Below are 23,188 nucleotides of genomic sequence, written 5' to 3'. Positions count from 1 at the left end.
GTTCAATCCCCCAGGTTCAGAGTGAGTTTGGTGACGGCGAACGCCTCGGCGTAGCGCGCCTGGCATTCGATGCCGCGGATCCGGGCCAGCCCGAGGAAGGCCTCCCGGTCGTACCAGGGGCGGTGCCGCTGCGAGGGGTAGTGCTCCTGCAGCAGCCGCACCTTCCGCTCGGCCGTCTCCGGCGACAGCGGCTGGTACGCCGACGGACGGCCGAGGTCGCCGTCCCACTTGACGATCTCGTAGCCGAGCACGAGGTGGTCGCGGAACGCGGTGGGCACCAGCCGGGCCAGACCGCGGTGGTCCTGGTGCGCGTCGTCGGTCCGCGGGGCGAGGATCAGATCGGGATCGGTCCGCCCGCGCAGCTCCTCCACCGCGGCCTTGGCCTCGTCCCAGTGCGTCGGCATCCGGCCGTCGGGCAGCTTGAGCACCGTCAGGCGCAGGTCGGCGCCCGGACAGAACGCGGCGAGCGCGGCCCGCTCCTCCTGCTCCCGCTCGCCGCCGCCGCCGGAGAGCACCAGCGCGTCGACCTGGACGCCCGGCCGGGCCCCGCACAGGGTCAGCAGGGTGCCGCCGGCGCCGATGGCGATGTCGTCGCAGTGCGCGCCGACCGCGACGATCCGGTCCACGCGCCCGGCACTGAGCTTGATCACGCGGTACCCGCCCCGGCGCCGTCCCGCTCCCACACGGCCCACGGCCGGTCGCCGCGGGCGTACGCCTCGTCGAGCGCGGCCCGCTCCTTCACGGTGTCGGTCGGCTTCCAGAAGCCCCGGTGCTGGTGCGCCACCAGCCGGCCCCGCTTGGCCAGCGCGGCGCAGCCGTCGGCGACCAGGTCCCCGTTCTCCGGGATGTGGTCGAAGACCTCCTGGCGGAGCACGAAGTAGCCGCCGTTCTCCCACAGCGGCAGTTCGCTGACCGGCGTGATGCCGCCCACCAGGCCGTCCTCACCCAGGTCCACGCAGTGGAACGAGGACTGGGGCGGCACCACCGTCATCGAGGCGCCGGCGTCGCGCCGGGAGAACCGGTCGATCATCTCCGGCAGCGGCGCGTCCGTGAGCACGTCGGCGTAGTTGGCGAGGAACATCTCGTCGCCGTCCAGGTGGTGGCGCACCCGGCGCAGCCGCTCCCCGATCGGCGACTCCACGCCGGTCTGCGCGAACGTGATCGTCCAGTCGGATATGTCGGTGGACAGCAGCTCGGTCCGCCCGCCGCGCAGGACGAAGTCGTTGGACGTCGTCTCCTCGTAGTTGAGGAAGAAGTCCTTGATGTGGTGGGCGCCGTAGCCCAGGCACAGGATGAACTCCTTGTGCCCGTAGTGCGCGTAGTAGCGCATGACGTGCCAGATCAGCGGCCGGGGGCCGACCATCGCCATCGGCTTGGGCACGTCGTCCGCGGCCCCGCTGCGCATCCGCATCCCGTAGCCGCCGCAGAACAGTACGACCTTCACGACTTCACCTCGACGATGCTCAGTTCCGGGATGGGGAAGACCAGGCGGCCGCCCCACTCGTGCACGAAGGACAGCTGCTCGACCAGCTCCGCCCGCAGGTTCCACGGGAGGACCAGGACCCAGTCCGGCCGGTCGGCGGCGATCTGCTCGGGCGCCAGGATCGGGATCCGGGTGCCCGGGGTGAACCTGCCGTGCTTGTACGGGTTGCGGTCGACCGTGTACGCGAGGAGGTCGGGCCGGACGCCGCAGTGGTTGAGCAGCGTGTTGCCCTTGCCCGGGGCGCCGTAGCCGACGACCCGCTCACCGCGCTCGGCCGCCTCGATGAGGAACCGCAGCAGGTCCCGGCGCACCTTGGCCACCCGGGCGGAGAACTCCGCGTACCCGGACAGCTCCTGGAGCCCGGCCGCCTTCTCCCGGTCCAGTACCTCGGCCACCCTCCGGGTCGGCTCCCCGGCCGCCTCGGCCGGCCGCGCCCACAGCCGGATGGAGCCGCCGTGCGTGGGCAGCAGCTCGACGTCCACCAGCGAGAGTCCACCGCTCGCCAGTGCCCGCGCCGCGGACGCCACCGTGTAGTACTGGAAGTGCTCGTGGTAGATCGTGTCGTACTGGTTCTCCTCGATCAGGGTCAGCAGGTGCTGCACCTCGATCGACACCCAGCCGTCGTCGGCGACCAGGGAGCGCAGCCCCTGGGTGAACCCGACCACGTCCGGGATGTGCGCGTACACGTTGTTGGCCACGACCAGGTCCGCGGGCCCGTGCTCGGCGCGGACGGCGGCCCCGGTGGCCGGGTCCAGGAACTCGGTGAGCGTCGGCACGCCCGCCTCACGCGCCGCGGCGCCCACGTTCACCGACGGCTCGATGCCCAGGCAGCGGATCCCCCGGTCCACCACGTGCCTCAGCAGGTACCCGTCGTTGCTCGCGACCTCGACCACGAAGGAGTCCGGGCCCAGCCCCACCCGCCGTGCGGCGTCCGCGACGAACGTCCGCGCGTGCTCCACCCAGGAGGTGGAGAAGGAGGAGAAGTACGCGTACTCCTTGAACGTCTCCTCCGGCGTGATCAGCGGGGGGATCTGCGCCAGCCAGCAGTCCGTGCAGACCCGCAGGTGAAGCGGGTACGCGGGCTCCGGCAGGTCCAGCTGGTCCGCGGCGAGGAAGCTCTCGCACGGCGGGGTCGCCCCCAGGTCGACGACGCTCGCCAGCGCCGCCGAACCGCAGAGTCGGCATCGTGTCATCTACTGCCCCCATCCCGCCCGCGGCGGGGTGCCCCGCCGCGAGCCAGTCCCTTGTTCCCCGACCGGCGGCGGGACCTCCCCGCCGCCGGACCGGGCCGCGATGGCGGCCCGGTACTCCTCCAGCAGGCGCTCCAGCCCGACCTGCGGGCTGAACCCCTGCTCGTAACGGCTCCGGCCCGCCCGCCCCATCTCCTGGTTGCGGACCGGATCCGCCGCGATCCGCCGTATGCACGACGCCAGCGAGGCGGAGTCGCCCGGCCGGTGGAGCAGGCCGGTCACCCCGTCCTCGACGAGTTCCGTGAAGGCGCCGTGGCCGGCCGCCACGGTCGGCACCCCCGCCGCCATCGCCTCCACGACCACCAGGCCGAACGCCTCCAGCCAGGTCGAGGGGGCCAGCACGGCCACCGACCGGGCGACGGCCCGCCGGCACTGCTCCGGGTCGTACAGGCCGGCGTAGCGCACGTCGTCCCGGCCCGCCGCCCAGGCGGTCACCTCCGCCTCCAGCGGCCCCGTGCCGGCGATCACGAGCGGTACGCCCACCCCGCCGTCCGCGGCCAGTTCGTCCCACGCCGCCATGAGCAGCCGGACGCCCTTGGCCTGCGCCAGCCGGCCCAGGTAGAGCAGCTGCTCCCCGGCGCCCTCCCGGCGGACGCCGGGCTCGGGCACGAAGTTGTGCTTCACCGCCAGCCGCCCGGCCGGCATGCCGGCCCGCACCAGGACCTCGCGCTGCGCGGCGGAGATGCACAGGAACCGCTCCACCCCCGACCACCACCGGCGCCGGTTCACCGACAGGCTGACCGCCAGCGGCACCGTCGCCGCCCGGGAACCCCGGTAGCAGCCGTGCCGGACGGCGGGCAGCGGCGTCGCCCCGACGCACTCGGTGCACGGCCGCCCGTCCCGCTGGAGCGTGCCGGGCGGGCACACCTGGGTGTAGTTGTGCAGCGTGGCCACGGCGGGCACGCCGGCGTCGGCGCAGGCGGCCAGCACCGCGGGCGACAGGAGCGGGAAGACGTTGTGGACGTGCACCACGTCCGGCCGGACGGCGCGGAGCCGGGCGGCGAGCTCCTTGCGGACCCCCGGGTGCCACGGCACCAGCAGCGGCAGCGCCGCCTTGGCCGGCAGGGACATGGCGCCGATGTCGTCGCTGCGCCGCTCGAACAGCTCGACCCGATGGCCGGCCGCCCGCAGCAGCTCCACCTCCTGGTCGACGACGTTGTTCTCCCCGCTCGGCTGCGCCGAGGCGTAGCGGTTGTGCACCACGAGGACGCGCATGGTCAGGTCACCTCCCGGTTCGGGGTCCATCGGGGGACGGGGACGCGCCGTGCGGGGCCGCCGGCCGCCGGCAGCGGCCCGGCCCCGGCCGGCGCCGCCAGCAGCGAGGCGGCCACGGCCAGGTGCAGCAGGTACGGCGAGGCGTCGCCCAGCCCGGCCTCGGTGTACGAGGCGATGGCGCAGTAGCTGATCAGGAAGATCGCGCAGGCCCGCTCCAGCGACGGTGGCCGCAGCAGCGCGACGCCGCCCAGGACGACGAAGACCGCCGCCACGATCGCGGTGCCGGTCAGCCCCTGCTCGTTGTAGACGGCCAGCCAGCTGTTGTCGATCGGCAGCCCGCCGAACGACTTGTCGCCCAGGCCCATCCCGAACAGCTCCTCCGAGGCCGACCGCGGGGCCGCCAGCAGGGCGTCCCACACCTTGGCCCGGCCGGTGAGGTTGGAGAAGTTCTCCTGGCTCTGCCCGCGCAGGAACCACGCCTGCAGCGCGGAGGCGAACCCGACCGCGGCCACCGTCGCGATCAGCACCGCCCACGCGAAGAACCGGCGGGCGGCGGAGCTGGTCAGCATCAGCGAGCCGATCGCCAGCGCCAGCCCGGTGAACAGGCCGAGCGTCGCCGTCCGGGTGTGGGTCAGCGCGAGCAGGACCAGCGACGGCACGATCACCACCGCCGCGCCCGCCCGGTCGGTCCTGCGGCCCAGGAGCAGCAGCACGGTGAGCCCGATGATCACGGCGGCGTACTGCCCGATCTGCGGCGGCGTCAGCGGCCACAGCGCGCCGACCAGCCGCCCGCCGTAGAGGTCGGGCATGGCCGCACCCGGCGAGACGAGCAGCCCCGCGGCCACCGACCCGAGCACCGCGAGGTACAGCCGGATGTGGTGGCGCACGAAGGTCAGGCCGCCGTCCCACCAGCGGGTGAGCAGCCACAGCGTCCCGATGAAGAGGGCCAGCCGGGCGCAGCGGAACAACGCGCCGAAGCCGGACTCCAGATGGGCGCTGGAGATCACGCTCGGCACCAGCAGCAGGGTGAGCAGGAACACGTAGGCGCTGGGCCGGACGCGCAGCCGCAGGTTGACCGAGAGCGCCAGCACGAAGGCGGCGACCAGGGCGCCCATGGTGGCCATCTGGATGAGCGACCGGGGGAGCGGGATGATGGTCTTCGCCCCCGCCGATCCGAGCGTGTTGAGGATCAGCAGTCCCCAGACGATCCCGACGATCCTCTTCTCGCCCACCTCAACCACCGGCCCGCGGGCCGAAGGTGCTGCCCTGGTCCTGCTGGTACGGCGGCCCCTGCCACTGGCCGGAGTCGAGCACCCGGCTCGGGTCGTGGGCGACGAACTTCCACGGTCCGACGTAGACGTTGTCGTGCCAGCGGTTCTGCTGCTTGAGGGAGACGTCCTGCGCCACCTGCTCGCCCTGGTACGGGGACCAGTCCGGGTAGGTGCCGTAGTTGGCCAGCACCGCCATGCGGTCGCACTTCGCGGTGCAGTCGACGACGGACGTGTCCAGCACGAAGCGGTTGTCGTGGATGTCCACCCGCTGCGTCTTCCAGCGGCAGTCGGCGTACAGCGGCGCGCCGGAGATCCCCGGCGCCGAGCAGCGGTCGGGGCGGTCCACCAGCAGCGTGCACACCCCGGACGAGGTGTTGGCCGGGCTGTTGCAGAACCGGTCGGCGTTCTCCCACAGGGTGATGCCGTTCCAGTTGTTCTCCAGCACGTTGCGGTAGACCTCGATCCGGTCCGTCCGGGCGCGGACCCGGGGCTCGCCGCCCGACTCGGACAGGTAGACGGTCGCGAAGGGGAAGTCGTCGCCCCGCTCGGCGGACCTGCGGCCCTCGACCCAGTTGTTCTTCCGGATCACGTTGTTCCGGATCACCGCGTTGTAGCTGATCTCGTAGATCAGCGCGGCGCCGTCGTTGGCCTCCAGGACGTTGTCCTCGATGCGGAAGTCGTTGTTGTTGGTGTCGGCCCACAACCCGGCCCCGCGGTTGTCGTGCACCCAGTTGCCCCGCACGTCGGCGCCGTTGACCGCCCAGAACTTGACGCCCCCGGTACAGCCGCAGCCCGGCTTGCGCCGCTCCCAGTCGTCCTTGTTGTTGCCCGTGATCTCGTTGCCCTCGACCACCAGCCCGCCGATGGGCCCGCCGCCCTTGTACGCGTTCATCCCGTACTGGCCGTTGTTCCTCAGGCAGCTCGCGCGGACCTGCTGGCGGGCGCCGGCCATCAGCCCCGCACCCGAGTTGTCCTGGACGGTCGCGTGCTCGATCACCCACCCGTCGGCCGACTCGTGGTTGACCACGCCCTCGTCCGGCGGCGCGACGAAGTTCTGCACGGTCAGGTGGCGGATGGAGACGTCGGGGGCCGCGCCGCCGAACGCGTACTGGTTGGTCCTGCCGCCGTCCAGCACCGCGCCCGGCGCCCCGACGTAGCTGTCGCCCTCCTTCGGGATGACCTGGGCGAAGCGGTCCGGTTCGAGCCGGTGCGTGCCCGGCAGGAGCCAGAACGTGGTCTTCGGGGGGCTGTTCTTGGTCTTCGCGGCGAGATCGCCGGCCACCGCGGGGTCGACCGTCACCGCGCCCGCAGGCGCCTGCGCCGGCCCGGCCGCGGGGCTCGCGCACACCCGCGCGGCCGCGGCCGTGCCCGCGCCGGCCGAGGCCGACGCCGACGGCGCGCCGCCCGGCTTGTCCGCCGGGGCGCCCGGACCCCCGTCACAGCCGGCCGCCGCCAGCACGACCAGCGCCGCCGGCACAGCCGGCCACGCCCACTTCCGCCACTTCGTCACCAGGACCACCCCCCTCCGCCTAGTCGTCGAACCCGAGCACGGTGACGAACCCGCCCGACACCGCCGCGTCGTCGGCGAAGCCGGTGCCGACCAGCGTCGTGGCCGGCTCCTTGCGCCCGAATCCCGCCGAGTACCAGCCCAGCGGCGGGCCCGTCTCCCCGCGGTGCGCCCGCCAGGACAGCTGACCGGGCAGGTCGAGCACCGCGGAGCGGTCCTCGCCGTCCCGGCTCCAGGTGAGCACCGCCCGCTCGCCCTCCAGCTCCGCGGTGACCGCCGGGCCGAGGTGGAACGCCAGCCGCACGGCCCGGCGCGGGCCGCTCACCTCGTCGACCAGCCGCACCTCCCGGCGTCCGGTCACCGGCTCCCGGCGGCCGGTCACCAGCTCCACCCGGCGCCGGTGCACGGAGGGCCGGTAGCCGTCGTGCTCGGCGCACCAGCGCAGCACCCCCGGATCGGAGGTGTCCGCGACCAGGACCCGGGTCTGGGCGTGCCGCGTCCACAGGAACGGCCCGCCGGAGTCGGACTGGTCGCCGCCGTCCAGCTGGAGGGTGTTGTGCCCCAGTGTCGAGCGGAAGTACTGCCGCCACTCGGGCTGCCCGTGGTAGCAGAACGTCCCCGGGTCGGCCAGGACGTCGACCCCGTCGTGCCGCACCTCCACGGACAGCGCGTCCGCGTGGGCGTGCGCGGCGATGGACAGGAAGCCGTGCGGACCGCCGTCGCAGCGCACCCACAGCTCCCCGGCACCCCCGGCATCGCGCAGCACCGTCATGCCGGCGTCCGGGAAGTGGACCGGACGGCTCGCCGGGCGGCTCACCGCGGGCGCGCCGGGCCGCACGAGCGCGGCCAGCAGCGCGGTGCGCACATCGGTGCCGGTCACCTCCGGCCACCAGCCGAGCCGGCCGAACACGGCGTCCCCGGTGGCCAGCAGCGACCCCCAGCGGTCGGTGCCCGCACCGTCCACGACCAGGCCGTGCCCGTCGTCCGAGTCCCCCTGGCGCGGCGGCCGCAGCCGGCCGTCCACCACGGCCGCGAGCGCGTCGGTCATCCGCAGCAGCACCAGCCGCACCGACGCCGGCACCGGCACGCCGGCGGCGTCCGCCTCGGCCAGCGCGGCCAGGCCCAGCTCCAGCACCAGCCCGTGGTACTCCGAGGCCAGCTCCCGGTTGAGGCCGGAGAGGAAGGTGTTGCCGCGCAGGTGCCGCTCCAGCGACCGCAGCGCGTCGGACCGCCAGCGCTCCGAGGAGGGGAACCAGCCGAACGCGCAGGCCGCGGCGAACTGCCCGGCGGCCTCGGCGATGACGTGGTTGTTCGCCGACGAACCCCGGCTGGGGAACGCCGCCAGCCAGCGCTGGTGGTGCCAGACCTGCTCCCGGGCCACCGGGTTCCCCTCGAACAGCGCGGCCGCGCCCGGCCAGCCGTCGAGCAGCCGGCGCACCCACACCCAGGACAGCAGCCGGATCCCCAGCTCGATGCCGCTGGTCCAGTGCACCCCGCGCAGCGGCGGGTTGGCCGCCCACCACGACCGCAGGTGCGCCGCCACCCGCTCGGCGTACCGCTCGTCCCCGGTGACCGCGTACGCGGCGGCGAGGACGGTGAGGTACTGGTGCCGGGACGGCTCCCAGATCTGCTTGATGTCCCCGACCGCCTCCTCGTCCCGGTACGGCACGTCGAAGGCGTAGCCCTCCGGCGCCCGCCGCCCGGTCTTCGGGTCGAGGAACCAGTCCGGGTCGGCCAGGTCGTCGCGGTCCACCCCGAAGAACGTGCCGTGCCCCGCCATCAGCCGGTCCGCCTCCGCGACGAGCCGCTTGGCCGCGTCCGGCGGCACCGCGTCGGCCGTCCCCGCGGGCAGCACCGCGGTGAACCGGGCGCCGCCCACGGCCGGGGCGTCCGGCGGCGCCGACCGCCACCGCCGCCTGCGCACCGTGTCGCCCACCCGTCCGCCGACCTCCTGCGGCCCCATCCGGGACAGCCTCCGCAGGTACCAGCCCGCGCTCATGCTCATCGGCCGTCCGCCAGCGTCACGGGCACGCCGCCGGCCAGGCCCGCCTGCACGGCGAGGGTGGCCGCCGTGGTGGCGACCAGCGACTCCAGCGGCACCGGCATCGGTCCGCCCGTCCGCACGGCCCGGACGAACGCGGCCAGTTCGGCGAGCTGGCCCTTGTCCCGGGCCTGGGGCAGCCGCGAGCTGACCCACTTCTTGCGCCCGGCCGTGCCCTTCTCGAAGTACACCGAGGCGCGGACGAAGTCGTCCAGCCGCAGCACCTTGCCGTCCGCGACCAGGTCGAGCGTCTCCTTGGGGAAGCCGGGCGCGCCGGTGGTGACGTAGCTGATGGTGGCGGTGGAGCCGTCCGGGTAGCGCAGCACGACCTGGAGGTCCTCGTTGCCGGACGGGGCCGTCGCGTACACCGAGACCGGGTCGGCGCCCAGCAGCCAGCTCGCCGTGTCGATGAAGTGCCCGCCCTCGCCGGCGAACCGCGAGCCCTCGGTGCCCTGCTGGAGGTACCAGCTGCCGTGCTGGAGCCGGCCCGCGTTGACCAGGTAGCGCAGGCTCGCCGGGCCGGTCCGGGCACCGAAGCGCTTGCGGGCCTCCTGGAGCAGCGGCGAGAAGCGGCGGTTGAAGCCCACCTGGAGCCGGTCGTTGCCGGACTCCTCCACCGCCGCGAGGACACCGGCCAGTTCGTCCTCGGTGAGGGCGAGGGGCTTCTCCACGAACACCGCCTTGCCGGCCAGCAGAGCCTGCCGGGTCAGTTCGGCGTGCGAGCTGTGCCGGGTGACCACGAACACCGCGTCGACGGACTTGTCGCCGAGCACCGCGTCGAGGTCGGTGGTCGCCTCGGCGAAGCCGAACTTCCGCTGCGCGTTGGCCGCGGACAGCGCCGTCGTGGTGACGACCGTGGCGAGTTCGACGCCGTCGCGCTCCGACAGGTGCGGCAGCAGCATCGACGTGGCGTAGTTCCCCGCGCCGACGAACGCGAGGCGCACCGGCGACCCGGCCGCCCGGGACGGCGCGGACACCCCTTCGGCGGGGCGCCTGACCGCGGGCACGGACACCACCGGCGGCTGCGCCTCCCGCTCCTGCCCCGGGTAGCGGAACAGCACCGCCACGGCCTTGAGTTCGCCCTCCTTCAGGCTCCGGTACGTCTCCACGGCGTCGTCGAAGTCGGCGATGTGGGAGACCAGCGGATCCACGTCGACCTTGCCGCGGGCGACCAGGTCCAGGAAGCACGCCAGGTTGCGGCGCTCGGTCCAGCGCACGTAGCCGATCGGGTAGTCCCGCCCTTCGAGCTCGTACTCCGGGTCGTAGCGCCCGGGGCCGTAGCTGCGGGAGAACCGGACGTCGAGCTCCTTCTCGTAGTACGCGTTCCAGGGCAGGTCCAGCCGGCACTTGCCGATGTCCACCACCCTGCCGCGGTCCCGGCACAGGTGCGCCGCCAGCTCGACGGGCTGGTTGCTGCCGCCGCCGGCCGCCAGGTACACCTGGTCCACGCCGTGGCCGTCCGTGAGCTCGGCGACGGCGGCCTCCACGGCGGCCGACCCGGGGTCGCCGCAGGCCGCGGCGCCCAGGCGCTCGGCGAGTTCGCAGCGCGCCGGGTCCGGGTCGGCGCCGACGACTCGCACCCCCGAGGCGGTGAGGAGCTGCACCACCAGCTGCCCGATCAGCCCGAGGCCGATCACCAGCGCCACCTCGCCGAGCTGCGGCTCGCCCTGGCGCACGCCCTGCATCGCGATCGACCCGACCGTGCCGAAGGCGGCGTGCCGCGGTGCGAGACCGTCCGGCACCCGCGCGTACAGGTTCTTCGGCACCCAGTTCAACTCGGCGTGCAGCGCGTGCTCGTTGCCCGCGCAGGCCACCACGTCACCGACCGCCACGTCGTCGATCCCGGCGCCGACCTGCTCGACCACCCCGCACAGCGAGTAGCCCAGCGGCGTGTACGAGTCCAGCTTGCCCATCACCTTGCGGTAGGTGGCGGGCACCCCGTTGACGGCCACGCTCTGCATGACCTTGGCGACCTGGTCCGGCCGCGAACGGGCCTTGCCCAGCATCGACATGCCGGCCTCGGACACCTTCATGAGCTCGGTCCCGGTGGAGATCAGCGAGTATGCGGTACGGACCAGCACCCCGCCCGGCTTGCACCCCGGCACCGGCACGTCCAGCACCGCCAGCTCACCGGTCTTGTAGTTCTGTACGACTTGCTTCACCCGAACTCCTCTGGAATTTCTAAGCCGTGAACCCGGCGCTCTGACCGGACCCGGAGGTCGCGCCGCGGTACCAGTACTCGAGGGTCAGTACGTGCCACAGGTGCTTGGAGAAGTCCTGCTGCCCGGCCGCGTCCGCGGCGGCCATCCGCGCCAGCGCGTCGCGGCGCAGGAAACCGGAGCGGACCAGCTCGCCGTCGTGGATGACCTCGCGGACCAGCGGCGCCAGGTCCCGGCTCATCCAGGCGCGCAACGGGGCGCTGAACAGGCCCTTGGGCCGGTAGACGATCTCCCGGGGCAGGACCGAGGCCGCCGCCTCCTTGAGGACGGCCTTGCCCTGCCGTCCGGCGATCTTGCGGTCCCCGGGGAACGTGAACGCGGCCTTGACCACCTCGACGTCCACGTACGGAACGCGCACCTCGGTCGACGCGGCCATGCTGGAACGGTCCGTGTAGGCGAGGTTCAGACCCGGCAGGAACATCCGGGAGTCGCCCAGGCACATGCGGTTGACGAAGTCGTCGAGGTCGTTGTCCTCGTACACGTCGGCGTGCTCGGTCAGTACGTCGTCGACCGTCCCGGCCAGGTCCGGATCGATCAGGTCGAGCAGCTCGCCGCGATCGTACATGGTGTAGCTGCGCCGGAAGGCCGTCTCCTCCGGAAGATCGGCGAAGGACAGGAACCGCTTCGCGAAGCGCACCGACCGGTACCCCCGGCTGGCGGAGGCGACCGGCAGCCGGTCCACGGCTGCGGACAGGCCGCGCCGCAGCGGCCCGGGCACGCGCTGGTAGCGCAGCGCGAGCACGTTGGCCAGGTGCTTGCGGTAGCCGGCGAACAGCTCGTCGGCACCCATCCCCGAGAGCATCACCTTGACCCCGGCCTCCCGGGCGGCCGAGCAGATCAGGAAGGTGTTGATCGCGGCGGGGTCGCCGATCGGCTCGTCCAGGTGGTACGTCATCCGCGGCAGCAGGTCGAGCACGTCCGGGGCGATCTCGATCTCGTGCAGGTCGACGCCGAACCGCTCGGCCACCGTCCGGGCGTGGCGCAGGTCGTCCGGCATCGCCTCGAACCTGGCGTCCTCGGCCCGGAACCCGATCGTGTAGGCGGACATCCCCGGCTGGTGGCGGGCGGCCAGGGCGGTCAGGTAGCTGGAGTCGAGGCCTCCCGAGAGGAAGGTCGCCACGGGCACGTCGGAGAGCAGGTGCCGCCGGGTGGACTCCTCGACGATGGCCGCCAGATCGGGCAGCTCACCGGCCCGGGCCCGCTCCCGGCCCTCGGCCGCGACGTCCCTGAGGTTCCAGTACCGGCCGCGCTCCACACTGCCGTCCGGCCCGCACCGCAGCCAGCTCCCCGGCGGCAGCTTCTCCGCCCCGCGGTACGCGCACCGCGAGTCCGGCACCCAGTAGTACAGCAGCGAGGCCACCAGCGCCGCGTGGTCCACCTCCAGCGCGCCCCCGGTCGCCGCGGCGAGCGCCTTCAGCTCCGAGGCGAACACCAGGCCCCCGCCGCGCCGGAGCAGGAACAGCGGCTTGATGCCGAGCTGGTCGCGGGCGAGCACCAGCTCACCGGTCCGCTCGTCGAAGACCCCGAACGCGAACATGCCGCGCAGCCGGGGCAGGCAGTCCGTGCCCCAGCGCCGCCACGCCTCCAGCAGCACCTCGGTGTCGGAGGTGCCGCGGAAGCGCACCCCGGCGGCCGCCAGCTCGGCACGCAGCTCGGGGGCGTTGTACAGCTCGCCGTTGTACGTGAGGACCAGCCCGTCCGAGACCATCGGCTGGGCGCCGGTCTCCGAGAGGTCGATGATGGCCAGCCGGCGGTGCCCCAGCTGTACCTCCCCGTCACCGACGGGGTGGCCGTAGCGGCCCGCCCCGTCCGGACCGCGGTGGGCGAGGGTCTCCGTGAGCCGGTCGGTCACGGCCTTCCCGTCCGGCCACCGGTACGTGCCTGCGATGCCACACATGTCCTACCGTGCCTCCTGGTCGCTGTCCGGAACGTGCGCCGCCCACGCGGGCGGCCGTTCCGTCTGCCGCGCGTTCGTGCCGTTCTCCCGGGCCGGCCGCCCGTTCTGCCCGCGCAGCGCGGTGTGCTGCCCGTCCCACAACGTGCCGTCGGTCCGGTCGCGCGGATCGGGGTCGATCAGCACCACGCCGAGCACCGTGATGCGCTGCTCGGCGAGCTGCCGCGCCACCGTGTGCAGCCACGCGGCGCTGCCGTGCCCGGCCCGGACGACGAGCACGGTCCGGGTCCCGAGGTACTGGAGGTCGGTCCACGCCGTGCCGGGCGAGACCGATCCCACGCCGAACCGGCGCTCCCCGTCGGCCGGGGCCGGGGCGTCCTCGCCGAGCACCGTCAGCTCCGCGGGTCTGCGGCGGTGCCGGGTGAGCCGCAGCCCGGGCAGGCCGTCGACGACCGACACCGGGCCCTCCGCCGCCAGGGCCGCGGCCAGATCGAGGGCGATCAGCGCCGCGGCCTGGGGGCAGCCCAGCTCCAGCAGCGACACCGGCTCGGCGTAGCCGCGTACCGAGCGGGCCAGCGACGCGGTGAGGCGCTCGCGCGCCCCCCGGGTGCCGCGCCGCTGCAGCCGGCCGGCCGACCGGCGGGGGAGTTCCGTGATGACGGAGGCCCCCAGGTTCGCCGCGATCTCCCGGCGCAGCACCGGACGGTCGGCCACCACCGCGCCGACCGCGGCCACCGCGAGCCCGAGGACCAGCCCCAGGACGAAACCTATGGCGGCGTCCGTGGCGGCGGCCTTCGGCAGGGAGTGCCGCACCGCGCGCGGCGCGTCCACCACCTGCGTGCCGGCGATGAGCTGGGGCGTGCCGACCCGCGCCTCCGCGGCACGCTGGCCGAAGTCGGTGATGCGGGCGGTCAGTTCGGCCCGGCGGGCGAAGAGCGACTCGGTGTTCGCCGACGCCTTCGGCCCGGTCTCCGGCGTTCCGTTCCCAATCGCCTTGTTGACCTGGTCCAGTTCCTCCCGCAACCGGTCGCGCTGGTCGAGCAGGGTCTTGGACTCGGCCTCCGCGGCCTCCCGGATCCGCCGCACGTGGTCCGCCACGAACGCGTCGGCCAGCGCCTTGGCACGGGCCACGGCCTGCGCGTCACTCGTACCGGTCACATCGATCTGGAGCAGGTTGTTGGTCAGGCCGGTGCCGGCGTAGTCCTTCATGAAGTCCTCCGGCTTGTCCGGGGACTTCAGGGTCTTCAGGGCCTGCTCGGCGATCCGCGTGGTCTGCAGCAGCGCGACGTCCGTGCGGATCAGCGTCCCGGGGTCGTTCGGCTGGTCCTGCTGGTGCGCCACCAGCACCTTGGCCACCGCGGTGGGCGGTGGCGGCAGCAGCACCGCCACGGCCGCGCCGATGAACAGCCCCAGCAGCGCCAGGGAGCTCCACAGGCGGCGCCGCCGGCGCACCGACACCACGAGCGTCTGCAGGTCCAGCAGCGGAGCGGAGTGCGTCGGCTCCGTAGTCGTACTCATGGTCACCCTGAACTTCCCGTCGCGTCGGCGCCGGCCGCCAGTGCCGGTGCGGCGGCCCCGTGGCGACGGCCGGCCTTCCCCGCCGCACCGGCCCGGACCGTGCCGACGAGGACGATTCCGACGATCTCGTGCCCGGCGTCCGCACACGCCTCGGCGATCCCGGTGAGCTCCCCGGCGGTCCAGCTGCCGGGGCTGAGCACGACGACGGCACCGGACTCGTCCTCGCGGTCCGCGACCATCGGCCGGGACACCGACACCTGCGCCGGCCGCAGCCGGGGCTCGCCCTCGGTGCCGGCGGTGAGCTGCCCGGCCGCGAGCAGGGCGTTGTCGTCGCCCTCCGGGACGAGTAGCAGGAGCCGCCGGGGGGCCGGCAGCCCGTCCCCCAGACGGGCGTGCACCCGCCGGTAGCGGACCTGCCTGCCCGCCTCGTCGGACGTGCGCGGCGCCGGCAGGTCCCACCGGACGTCGAGGCCGAGCAGCCGGCGGACACCGGCCCGCGGTCCGCGGTCCTGCGGCCGGTCCCCGGGGCGTTCCGCGGGCACGTCGACGGTGCCCAGCACCGTCGCGCCCAGCACCCTGGCGATCTCCGCCCCGGTGCGCGGCCGGCGGTTCATCCGCGCGGCGGCGAGATGGCCGACGACCCCGAGGAGGAGGAACAGCACCGCCCCCGCGACGACGAGCTGCGTCCTCGTCGGCGGCGCCTCGCCGGTGGGCCGGGGCGCCGGCCCCATGACGACCATGTTGGCCTTGATGGCCTTGCTGGCGGCGGGGTCGGCCTGGTCCAGCTTGTCGATGGCCTCCTGGAGCGTGGTGCGCAGCTTCGACAGCTCGGTACGGGTCTGCACGCTCTCCACGGTCTGCCCCCGGCCGGCCGCGTCCGCCAGCTCGGTGATCCGGCGGCTGGTCTGCGTCACCAGCTGCCGCAGCGCCTCGGGCCGCGCCGCCGCGTCGGGGTCGGTGTCGGCGCCCGAGATCCGCGCGGCGAACGCCACGAACTGCTGCGCCACCTGGTCGGAGAGCCGCTGCGCGCGCTCCGGGGTGTCCGCCGTGCCCGAGATCTTGATGATGTTGCCGTCCGCGGCCTTTGCGCTCACCCGGTCCCGCAGCTCGGTGCGGCTGACCTTGGTCCAGCCGAGCGCGGCGGCCGCGCGGTCCACGACCACCGAACTCGCCGCGATCTCCGCCTGGGTCAGCAGCTCGCGCTCCTCCCACGCCCCCGGCAGCAGGACCGAGGCCGAGGCGGTGTAGCGCGGTGGGACCAGCAGGGAGGTGCCGTAGCCGACGAGTGCGCCCACCACGGCGAGGACGGTGAGCAGCCGCCAGCGCCGGCGGAGAATCCGCCCGATCGTGACCAGGCGTATCGTGTCGTCGCTCAACGGCGCGGCCTCTTCCCCGTGCCGTCGGAGGAGCCCGCCGACGCCGGACGGCGGTCACGGCAGGCGGCGGCGTAGGCGGAGAGCAGCGAGGCCTGCGAATTGCGCCAGGCGAGCGGCCCGTTGATCCGTTCCTGGCCGATCTTGCCCATCAGGGCCCGCTTCTCGGGGTCGTCCAGCAGCAGCGCGATGAGCCGGGCGAACTCGCCCTCGTCGTTGGCGGGGGCGTAGACGGCGGCGTCGCCGGCGGAGACCCGCGCCTCCTTCAGGTCGAACGAGACGATCGCCCGGCCCATCACCATGTACTCCAGGACCTTGTTCATGGTCGACACGTCGTTGAGCGGATTGCGCGGGTCGGGGGAGAGGCACACGTCCGCGGTGGACAGGTACCGCGCCAGGTCGGCGTCGGAGACGCGCCCGGTGAACTGCACCTGCTCGGAGAGCCCGAGCCGGCGGGACAGCTCCACCATCGCGTCGAAGGTGTCACCGCCGCCCACGAACACCGCGTGCCAGTCGTCGCGCCCGACCTCGTCGCGCAGCTTCGCCAGGGCGCGCAGCGCGTAGTCGACCCCGTCCTGCGGGCCCATGACCCCGAGGTAGCACAGCAGATGGGGCTTGCCGCGCTTGAGTCCGGGCTCGGGCGGCACGGGGTGGAAGCGGTCGGTGTCGGGCGCGCTGCGCACCACGAAGACGTCCGACGTCCGCCGGCCGCCGCGGCGCACCGCGACGTCCCGGTAGCTCTCGTTCGTGGCGAGCACGACGTCCGCGGCCCGGTACGTGAGCCGTTCCAGCGCGCACACGGCCCGGTAGAGCAGGTCCTCGCCGCGGTCGAAGCGGGACAGGTACAGCTCGGGGACCAGGTCGTGCTGGTCGAAGACGAACCGCGCTCCGTGCCGCTTGAGCCACAGGGCGGGCAGGAAGAGCAGGTCGGGCGGGTTGCAGGCGTGGACCACGTGGACCGGCCCGACCTTGCGGGCCAGCCGCATGGTGTGCCACAGGGCCGATCCGTACTCCTTGAGGTAGCCGGCCGGTCCGCCGGTGGCCGCGCGCAGCGGGTAGCGGTGGATCCGCACCCCGTCGATCTCGGCCTCCGGCTCGGTGTCCCGCTTGGTCCCGCGCGGGCAGATGACGTCCACCGTCCAGCCGGCGTCGCGCAGGGTGGTGCACTCCTGCCACACACGCCGGTCGAAGGGCACGGACAGGTTCTCCACGAGGACCAGCGCACGCCGGCCGGTGGTGCGGCCGCTGCCGGCCGCACCACGCGTCGTCTTACCAGGCAAGGCCCACGTACCCCGGTTCGGTCCGGCGCGCGTCGGCGTCGGGAAGGTGGATGAGGTCGATGATCACCGGTCCGTCGCCGTGCGGCAGTGCCGACAGCACGTCCGGGTCCCTGGACCCGACCAGGCACACCTCGGCGTGGTCGAGCACCTCGTCGACGGAGTCGGCGAGCAGGTGCGCGAGGTGCGGCAGCCGGTTCTCGATGTACTCGCGGTTCGCGCCGAGGAGCCGGGAGAGGCTCACGTTGGCGTCGTAGATCTTCAGGTCGTAGCCCTTGCCGAAGAGCCGCTCCGCCAGTTCGACGAGGGGGCTCTCGCGCAGGTCGTCGGTGCCGGGCTTGAAGGACAGCCCGAACAGGCCCGCCCGGCGCTTGCCGGTGCGCTCCACCAGGTCCACCGCGCGTTGCAGGTGGTCGGAGTTGGAGGGCAGCACGTGGGAGAGGATGGGTACGGAGACGTCGGCCCGCTGTGCCGCGTGGACCAGGCTGCGCAGGTCCTTGGGCAGGCAGGAGCCGCCGAAAGCGAAGCCGGGCCGCAGGTAGGCCGGGCTGATGTTCAGCTTCCGGTCCGCCAGGAACACGTCGATCACCTGGTGCGAGTCGACCCCGAGCGCCCGGCACACCGCGCCCAGCTCGTTCGCGAACCCGATCTTGAGGCCGTGGAACGCGTTGTCCGCGTACTTGATCGCCTCGGCCACCGGGACCGGGACCCGGAACACCTCGCCGGGCAGGCCCTCGTACAGCGCGGCCACCACGTCACCGCTCGCCGGGTCCAGTTCGCCGATGACGGTCTTCGGCGGGTCGAAGAAGTCCCGCACGCTGGTGCCCTCGCGGAGGAACTCCGGGTTGACCGCGACCCCGACCTCCACTCCGGCCGTGCCGCCGACGGACTTCTCCAGGATCGGCAGCAGCAGGTCCAGGCAGGTGCCCGGGAGCATGGTGCTGCGGAACACCACGGTGTGCCGCCCGCCCCGCTCGGCCAAGGCCGTGCCGATCTGCTCGGTGACCCGCTCCAGGTACGTGGTGCACAGGCTGCCGTTGGGCTCCGACGGGGTGCCCACACAGACCAGCGACACCTCGCTCTCCATGATCGCCTCGCGGACGTCACCGGTGGCGCGCAAGGCCCCCGTCCGCACGACGCCGGCGATGAGCTCGCCGATCCGCTCCTCGACCACCGGAGCCTTGCCGTCGTTGACCAGGTCCACCTTCACCTGGCTGACGTCGACCCCGATGACCTCGTGGCCCAGCTCGGCCAGGCACGCGGCCGAGACGCAGCCCACGTAGCCGAGCCCGAAAACACTGACCCTCATGACTCGTTCCTCCCCCCACGCAGGCCCCCACGGCCTGCGGTCCGCGCGTCTGCCCGACGAGGACTCCCGCGCATCAATAGGCCCCCTGCCCGTAGACCACCGCACGCAGCGTCTTCCACAAGATCACTGTGTCCAGCGCGAGCGACCAGTCCTCCACGTACCGCAGGTCCAGCCGGACCGCCTCCTCCCATGACAGGTCACTGCGTCCGCTGATCTGCCACAGGCCCGTGAGCCCGGGCTTGACCAGCAGCCGCCGCCGGATGTCCGGACCGTATTCGGCGGACTCCTCCGGCAGCGGGGGCCGCGGACCGACGAGCGACATCGATCCCGTCAACACGTTGAACAGTTGCGGGAGTTCGTCGATCGAGTACCGGCGCAGCACCGTTCCCACCCGGGTCACCCGCGGGTCCCGGCGGAGCTTGAACAGCAGGCCGGCGCCCTCGTTGCGGTCGGCCAGCTCGGCCCGTACCCGGTCCGCGTCGGCGACCATGGTGCGGAACTTGAGGATGGTGAACTCGCGTCCGTCCTTGCCGACCCTGCGCTGCCGGTACACGGCCCCGCCCCGGCTGTCCGCGACCACCAGCAGCGCGACGAACACCATCAGCGGCGCGAACAGCATCAGCAGGACCGCCGCGCCCACCCGGTCGACCACCTCTTTGACGGCCCGGCGGCCGCCGGTGAAGATCGGCATGCTGACCCGCAGCAGCGGGATGCCCAGCACCGCGTCCACGTGCAGCCGCGGTCCGGCCACCTCCATCAGCACCGGGGCCACGACCATCTCGGCGTCGCTGCCCTCCAGGTTCCAGGCCAGCCGCTGGAGCCGGTCCGGCGACCAGTGCGGGTCCGGGGTGACCGCGACGACGCGGTAGCCGTCGCGCCGGACGTGGTTGGCCACGTCGGCCAGCCGGCCGACGACGGGTACGCCGTCCAGCTGGTCACCGTCTCCGTCGAGCCCGAGACCGTCCGTCGTGCACACCGCGTCCACCCGCCAGCCGAGGTGCGGGAACTTGCGGGTTCGGGTGATCAGATCGTGCAGGGTGGCCGGGCTGCCGGCGGCGAGCACCGGTCGCAGGCACTGCCCCTCTTTCCGCTGTTTGTGCAGCCAGAGGCGCAGAAGATACCGGGTGGTCATGGTGACGAGGGCGATCGCTGGGATCGCGACGAAGATCCAGAGTTTGATGTTGCGCGAGGCGAGGGCGATCCCGCCGAGCGCCAGTAAGACGGTCGCCGTGAACAAGGAGCGGCCGAGTCGGCGGAATTCCTCGGCACCCTGGCCGAGAACCGCCGGAACCCATGACCGGTTGACGGCCAGTGCGGCCAATACCAGAAGTTCGGTGCCGAATGCGAGAATTCCCCATTTCTCGTGCCAGTTGGCCGCGTCACGAGCCCCGAAGAAGTTGCCGATGGACGCCACCACCAGGGCGGTGGCCACGGTATCGCTGGTGATCACGGTACGCCGGTACCGCTGCTCCCAGTCACTCGCGGGACGGCTGATCGCCCCGTTCGCCAGACGCCCCCCGCGCGCAGACGGGAACGGGCTGACTAATCCCCCTTGCCGCACAGAACCCCCCAGGTCCCCAGTGGTACGACGTGTTTTCGCCAATCACGTGCTCCGCCGGGAGGCCCCCGCCTCCCGACCGCGCCGTTCCTCCCCGGGATCCCCGCCCGGCCGTCTGGAACTGCTTGGACAACCCACCCCGGCGGCAGCGAACGGACGTGCCCCGCCAGACTTGCGACGTGCGCGAGAACCCGCCGAAACCTCGGGTGCTCCCCCGCACCCAAGGCCCTTTCCCGGGCCCCGGTAATTGATCATCCCCCACGCATCGTGCCGGGGGGCGTGATTGCCAGCTTTCCGTAGCGCCTGACCTGTAGATCGTTTACTGGTTGCTCGTGTACGAACAGCTGAAGCACGGTCAATCTAGACCATGGCGGCCCGGTATGAAGAGCAGATGTGTGAAATTCGTGTTCATACCTTCAGACGGGTTCCACGGATCGGTGGTCGCGCGGGGTTTCCCCGCTGTGGAGCATCTCCCGTCCCCCCAGGTCAAGCCCGCCGAACCGGCCATCCGGGCGCCCTCGCGCAACGGTGCGCCCCCTGCTTCCGGTTTGGGCGGAGGCCCTCCTTCCGCCCTCGGCGGGGGCGGAAACGGACCAGCTCCGCTCTTCTCGCCGCCCCGCCGCCGGACGGGAGGCGGTCTCGGCCACTCTGCCCGGCACCCCTTGCGCCGGCCGGGAGGAGGCGTGGTGCACTGGCTGGGCCGGTCACCGATCAGGTGTGTGAGCGGCACCGCGGTCCCCGGACCGGCGCCGGACGGCACTCCGGCCCGGCGCACACGGGGTGCACGGCGGCGGGCGTGCGCGCCCCGCGTGACCCCGGCCCGGCGCCCGCCCGTTCCCGCCATTCCCCTCGCCCCGGATCCGCCGGCCCCCGCTGGACCACGCCGGACCCCGAATGGAGTGATCGTGCACCACCACGGCCCCGACACACCCGAAAGCCCCTACGAGGAGGTGGCCGTCACCGGCGGAGCCGGTTTCGTCGGCCGGCACCTCGTCACGGCCCTCAGCCGGCTGTCCCGGAAGGTCACCGTCGTCGACCACGCCCCGCTTCCCGCCGGCCTCGCGCAACTGCCCGGCGTCCGCCACGTCCGCGCCGACCTGCGCGACTACGGGGAGACGCTCCTGGCGCTGCGCAGCGCCGACGCCGTGTTCCACCTCGCCGGCAACGCCAGCGGCACCGAGTCGGTGGCCGACCCCCGCCGCGACTTCCACCTCAACGCCCTCGCGACCTGCAACGTCGGCAACGCCTGCCTGGAGCTCGGGGCGCGCCGCCTGGTCTACCTCTCCTCCGCCATCGTCTACGGCACCCCGCGCCGCAGCCCGATCCACGAGGACCACCCCACCCTGCCCTTCCTCCCGTACGGCGCCTCGAAGCTGTCCGGCGAGCTGACCCTGCGCAGCCTGCACGCCACCGCCGGACTGCCCGTCGTCACCGGCCGGTCCTTCGTGGTCTACGGCCCGGGCGAAGACCCCCGCCGGGCGGGCGGAGAGGTCTCGCAGTTCCTGCGCTGGCACCTCAACGAGCAGCCCATCCCCGTGGTCGGCGACATCGACCGCAAGCGCCGCGACTTCATCCACGTCGAGGACCTCTGCCGGGCGCTGATCACCCTGGCCGACCGGGGCGCCGACGGCGGGACCTACAACCTGGGCACCGGCACCGCCGTCTCCATGCGCGAGCTGGCCGCGGAGGTGGGGACGGCGACCGGCCGCCCCGCACTGCTGGACGCCGACCCCTCCAGCCTCGCCGACAGCTTCACGCTCCTCGCCGACACCACCCGGCTGCGAGCGCTCGGCTTCGCCCCGCGGATCACCCTGGCCGAGGGCCTCACCCGGCTGGCGGGCCTGCTCGGACGCTTCCCCGAACTCCCCACCGCCAGGGCGGTGTTCCGCCGGGAGGCCCCCGCGCGCCGGAGCCTGGAGGCCAGGACGTGCTAGCCGTCGACGGCGGTACACCGCTGCTCTCCCCGCACGAGGCGGCCCCCTGGCCGCACATCACGGACGCCGACCGCAAGGCCGTGCTCGACGCGATGGACGGGGCGGCCCCGTGGCACTGGCCCATGCGCACGGTGGGCGACCTGGAAGAGGCCTGGGCCGAGTACACCGGCATGCCCCACGTCCTCGCGGCCAACTCCGGCACCGCCGCCCTGCACATGGCGATCGCCGCCGCGGGCGTCGAGCCGGGCGACGAGGTGCTCGTGCCGGCCGACACCTTCCTCGCCTCGGCCTCCTGCGTGCTCCAGGCCAACGCGATCCCGGTGTTCGTGGACACCGACCCTGCCACCTTCAACATCGACCCCGCCCGGATCGAGGAGCGGATCACCGACCGCACCCGCGCCGTCGTCGCCGTCGACCTCAACGGCCTGCCCGCCGACTACGACGCCCTGCGGGCGATCACGGACCGGCACGGCCTCGTCCTCATCGAGGACGCCTCCCAGGCGCACGGCGCCGAGTACCGGGGCCGCCCCGTCGGCTCCCTCGGCACCCTCAGCGGCGCCAGCCTCAACGGCTCCAAGACCCTCTCCGCCCTCGGTGAGGGCGGCCTGTTCGCCACGCGCGACGAGGAACAGCACCGCCTGGCCCGGCGGGTGCTGATGTTCGGCGAGGAACTCCCCGGCCAGAGCCGCGACTACAACGCCCGCATCATGGGCTGGAACTACCGCATCGACGTCCTCGCCGCCGCGTTCGCCCGCTCCCAGCTCACCCGCCTGCCGCGGATGTCCCGCGTACGGCAGGCCAACGGGGCCGCCCTCACGCGGGCCCTGGCCGGCGTACCCGGCATCCGCACGCCTGTCGTCCCCGAGGACCGCACGCACGTGTACTTCTTCTACCCGCTGCTCGTCACGCCCGAGGAACTAGGCCTCGACGGCCTCCCCGTCGCCGCCTTCCGCGACGCCCTCGCCCGGGCGGTGAACGCCGAAGGCCTGCACATCACGCGCTGGCAGCCGCAGCCGGTACCCGGACAGACCCTGTTCCAGGAGCTCCGCGGCTACGGCCGCGGCTGCCCCTGGAGCTGTGGGCACGCCCGCCCCGGCCACCACTACGACCCGGCGCAGTACCCCGTCAGCGAGGAGGTCTGCCTGCGCCGCCTCGTCCTCGGACAGAGCCTCAGCTCCTTCGGCCCGCCCAACGACGTGACGACGATGCACCGCTACGCCGAAGTCCTGTACAAGGTCCTTGTCGAGGAACGGGACGGGCTGGTCGCCCTGACCCGGCGGACCGCCGGCCCGGCGCACTGACGGGCCGGGACGGACAGCACACGAACGACAAGGGGACG

Annotated in this window: 16 protein-coding genes; 2 read left to right on the top strand and 14 right to left on the bottom strand. The window is 73.3% G+C overall.

Features of this window, described 5'->3' with window-relative positions; all coding sequences use genetic code 11:
* Window positions 1-2 precede the first annotated feature (2 nt).
* The 14 genes from D1J60_RS02475 to D1J60_RS02410 all read right to left on the bottom strand — a co-directional run bounded on the left by D1J60_RS02475 (window position 3) and on the right by D1J60_RS02410 (window position 19,918).
* Window positions 3-650 carry a PIG-L deacetylase family protein gene (locus D1J60_RS02475; protein WP_125819943.1) on the bottom strand — a complete coding sequence of 216 codons (648 nt, stop codon included), beginning with the start codon at window positions 648-650 and terminating at the stop codon, window positions 3-5.
* Window positions 647-1,444: a glucose-1-phosphate cytidylyltransferase gene (locus D1J60_RS02470; RefSeq protein WP_125594691.1), complete on the bottom strand. Its 798-nt coding sequence runs from the start codon at window positions 1,442-1,444 to the stop codon at window positions 647-649. The genes D1J60_RS02475 and D1J60_RS02470 overlap by 4 nt, the downstream gene beginning before the upstream one ends.
* Window positions 1,441-2,676 (bottom strand): class I SAM-dependent methyltransferase, encoded by a 1,236-nt coding sequence (locus tag D1J60_RS02465; protein WP_125819942.1) that lies wholly within the window; start codon window positions 2,674-2,676, stop codon window positions 1,441-1,443. Before D1J60_RS02465 ends, D1J60_RS02470 begins: the two co-directional genes overlap by 4 nt.
* A complete protein-coding gene (locus tag D1J60_RS02460; protein WP_125819941.1) occupies window positions 2,677-3,948 on the bottom strand; it encodes a glycosyltransferase in 1,272 nt (423 codons plus the stop codon).
* Between the two features lie 2 nt (window positions 3,949-3,950).
* Window positions 3,951-5,189 carry an O-antigen ligase domain-containing protein gene (locus tag D1J60_RS02455; RefSeq protein ID WP_125819940.1) on the bottom strand — a complete coding sequence of 413 codons (1,239 nt, stop codon included), beginning with the start codon at window positions 5,187-5,189 and terminating at the stop codon, window positions 3,951-3,953.
* Complete coding sequence (locus D1J60_RS02450) at window positions 5,182-6,732, bottom strand: right-handed parallel beta-helix repeat-containing protein (RefSeq protein ID WP_125823819.1); 1,551 nt, start codon at window positions 6,730-6,732, stop codon at window positions 5,182-5,184. Before D1J60_RS02450 ends, D1J60_RS02455 begins: the two co-directional genes overlap by 8 nt.
* A gap of 16 nt (window positions 6,733-6,748) precedes the next feature.
* Window positions 6,749-8,731, bottom strand: a complete 1,983-nt coding sequence (locus D1J60_RS02445; protein WP_125819939.1) for an alginate lyase family protein — start codon at window positions 8,729-8,731, stop codon at window positions 6,749-6,751.
* A complete protein-coding gene (locus D1J60_RS02440; protein WP_125819938.1) occupies window positions 8,728-10,929 on the bottom strand; it encodes a bi-domain-containing oxidoreductase in 2,202 nt (733 codons plus the stop codon). The genes D1J60_RS02445 and D1J60_RS02440 overlap by 4 nt, the downstream gene beginning before the upstream one ends.
* Window positions 10,930-10,948: 19 nt before the next feature.
* Entirely contained in the window at window positions 10,949-12,883 is a 1,935-nt protein-coding gene (gene asnB / locus D1J60_RS02435) for an asparagine synthase (glutamine-hydrolyzing) (protein ID WP_125595066.1), read from the bottom strand.
* Window positions 12,884-12,886: 3 nt separating this feature from the next.
* A complete protein-coding gene (locus tag D1J60_RS02430) occupies window positions 12,887-14,404 on the bottom strand; it encodes a Wzz/FepE/Etk N-terminal domain-containing protein (RefSeq protein WP_125819937.1) in 1,518 nt (505 codons plus the stop codon).
* Window positions 14,401-15,774, bottom strand: coding sequence for a Wzz/FepE/Etk N-terminal domain-containing protein (locus D1J60_RS02425; protein ID WP_125819936.1), 1,374 nt, complete (start codon window positions 15,772-15,774; stop codon window positions 14,401-14,403). Before D1J60_RS02425 ends, D1J60_RS02430 begins: the two co-directional genes overlap by 4 nt.
* A complete protein-coding gene (locus D1J60_RS02420) occupies window positions 15,771-17,051 on the bottom strand; it encodes a glycosyltransferase family 4 protein (protein ID WP_125819935.1) in 1,281 nt (426 codons plus the stop codon). Before D1J60_RS02420 ends, D1J60_RS02425 begins: the two co-directional genes overlap by 4 nt.
* Window positions 17,041-18,357 (bottom strand): nucleotide sugar dehydrogenase, encoded by a 1,317-nt coding sequence (locus tag D1J60_RS02415; protein ID WP_125595070.1) that lies wholly within the window; start codon window positions 18,355-18,357, stop codon window positions 17,041-17,043. The genes D1J60_RS02420 and D1J60_RS02415 overlap by 11 nt, the downstream gene beginning before the upstream one ends.
* 73 nt (window positions 18,358-18,430) lie before the next feature.
* The gene (locus tag D1J60_RS02410; protein WP_125595082.1) at window positions 18,431-19,918 is read right to left on the bottom strand and encodes a sugar transferase; all 1,488 of its coding nucleotides are present in this window, start codon (window positions 19,916-19,918) and stop codon (window positions 18,431-18,433) included.
* 902 nt (window positions 19,919-20,820) lie between these two features.
* On the opposite strand from D1J60_RS02410, the gene D1J60_RS02405 reads away from it, so the two are divergent.
* Complete coding sequence (locus D1J60_RS02405; protein WP_241253110.1) at window positions 20,821-21,849, top strand: NAD-dependent epimerase/dehydratase family protein; 1,029 nt, start codon at window positions 20,821-20,823, stop codon at window positions 21,847-21,849.
* Window positions 21,843-23,150 (top strand): DegT/DnrJ/EryC1/StrS family aminotransferase, encoded by a 1,308-nt coding sequence (locus D1J60_RS02400; protein ID WP_125819934.1) that lies wholly within the window; start codon window positions 21,843-21,845, stop codon window positions 23,148-23,150. The genes D1J60_RS02405 and D1J60_RS02400 overlap by 7 nt, the downstream gene beginning before the upstream one ends.
* Window positions 23,151-23,188 lie beyond the last annotated feature (38 nt).

It is taken from the genome of Streptomyces sp. W1SF4 (assembly GCF_003950035.1).
GTDB classification, from domain to species: Bacteria; Actinomycetota; Actinomycetes; order Streptomycetales; family Streptomycetaceae; genus Streptomyces; species Streptomyces racemochromogenes.
Note: the sequence above shows the minus strand (reverse complement) of the source record. Positions and strands in the feature narration are given on the sequence as shown.

Bases quoted from the DNA above. Each gene is read 5' to 3' on its own strand.
- D1J60_RS02415 (WP_125595070.1), bottom strand. From the start codon at position 18,357: ATGAGGGTCAGTGTTTTCGGGCTCGGCTACGTGGGCTGCGTCTCGGCC.
- D1J60_RS02460 (WP_125819941.1), bottom strand. From the start codon at position 3,948: ATGCGCGTCCTCGTGGTGCACAACCGCTACGCCTCGGCGCAGCCGAGC.
- D1J60_RS02445 (WP_125819939.1), bottom strand. From the start codon at position 8,731: ATGAGCATGAGCGCGGGCTGGTACCTGCGGAGGCTGTCCCGGATGGGG.
- asnB (WP_125595066.1), bottom strand. From the start codon at position 12,883: ATGTGTGGCATCGCAGGCACGTACCGGTGGCCGGACGGGAAGGCCGTG.
- D1J60_RS02465 (WP_125819942.1), bottom strand. From the start codon at position 2,676: ATGACACGATGCCGACTCTGCGGTTCGGCGGCGCTGGCGAGCGTCGTC.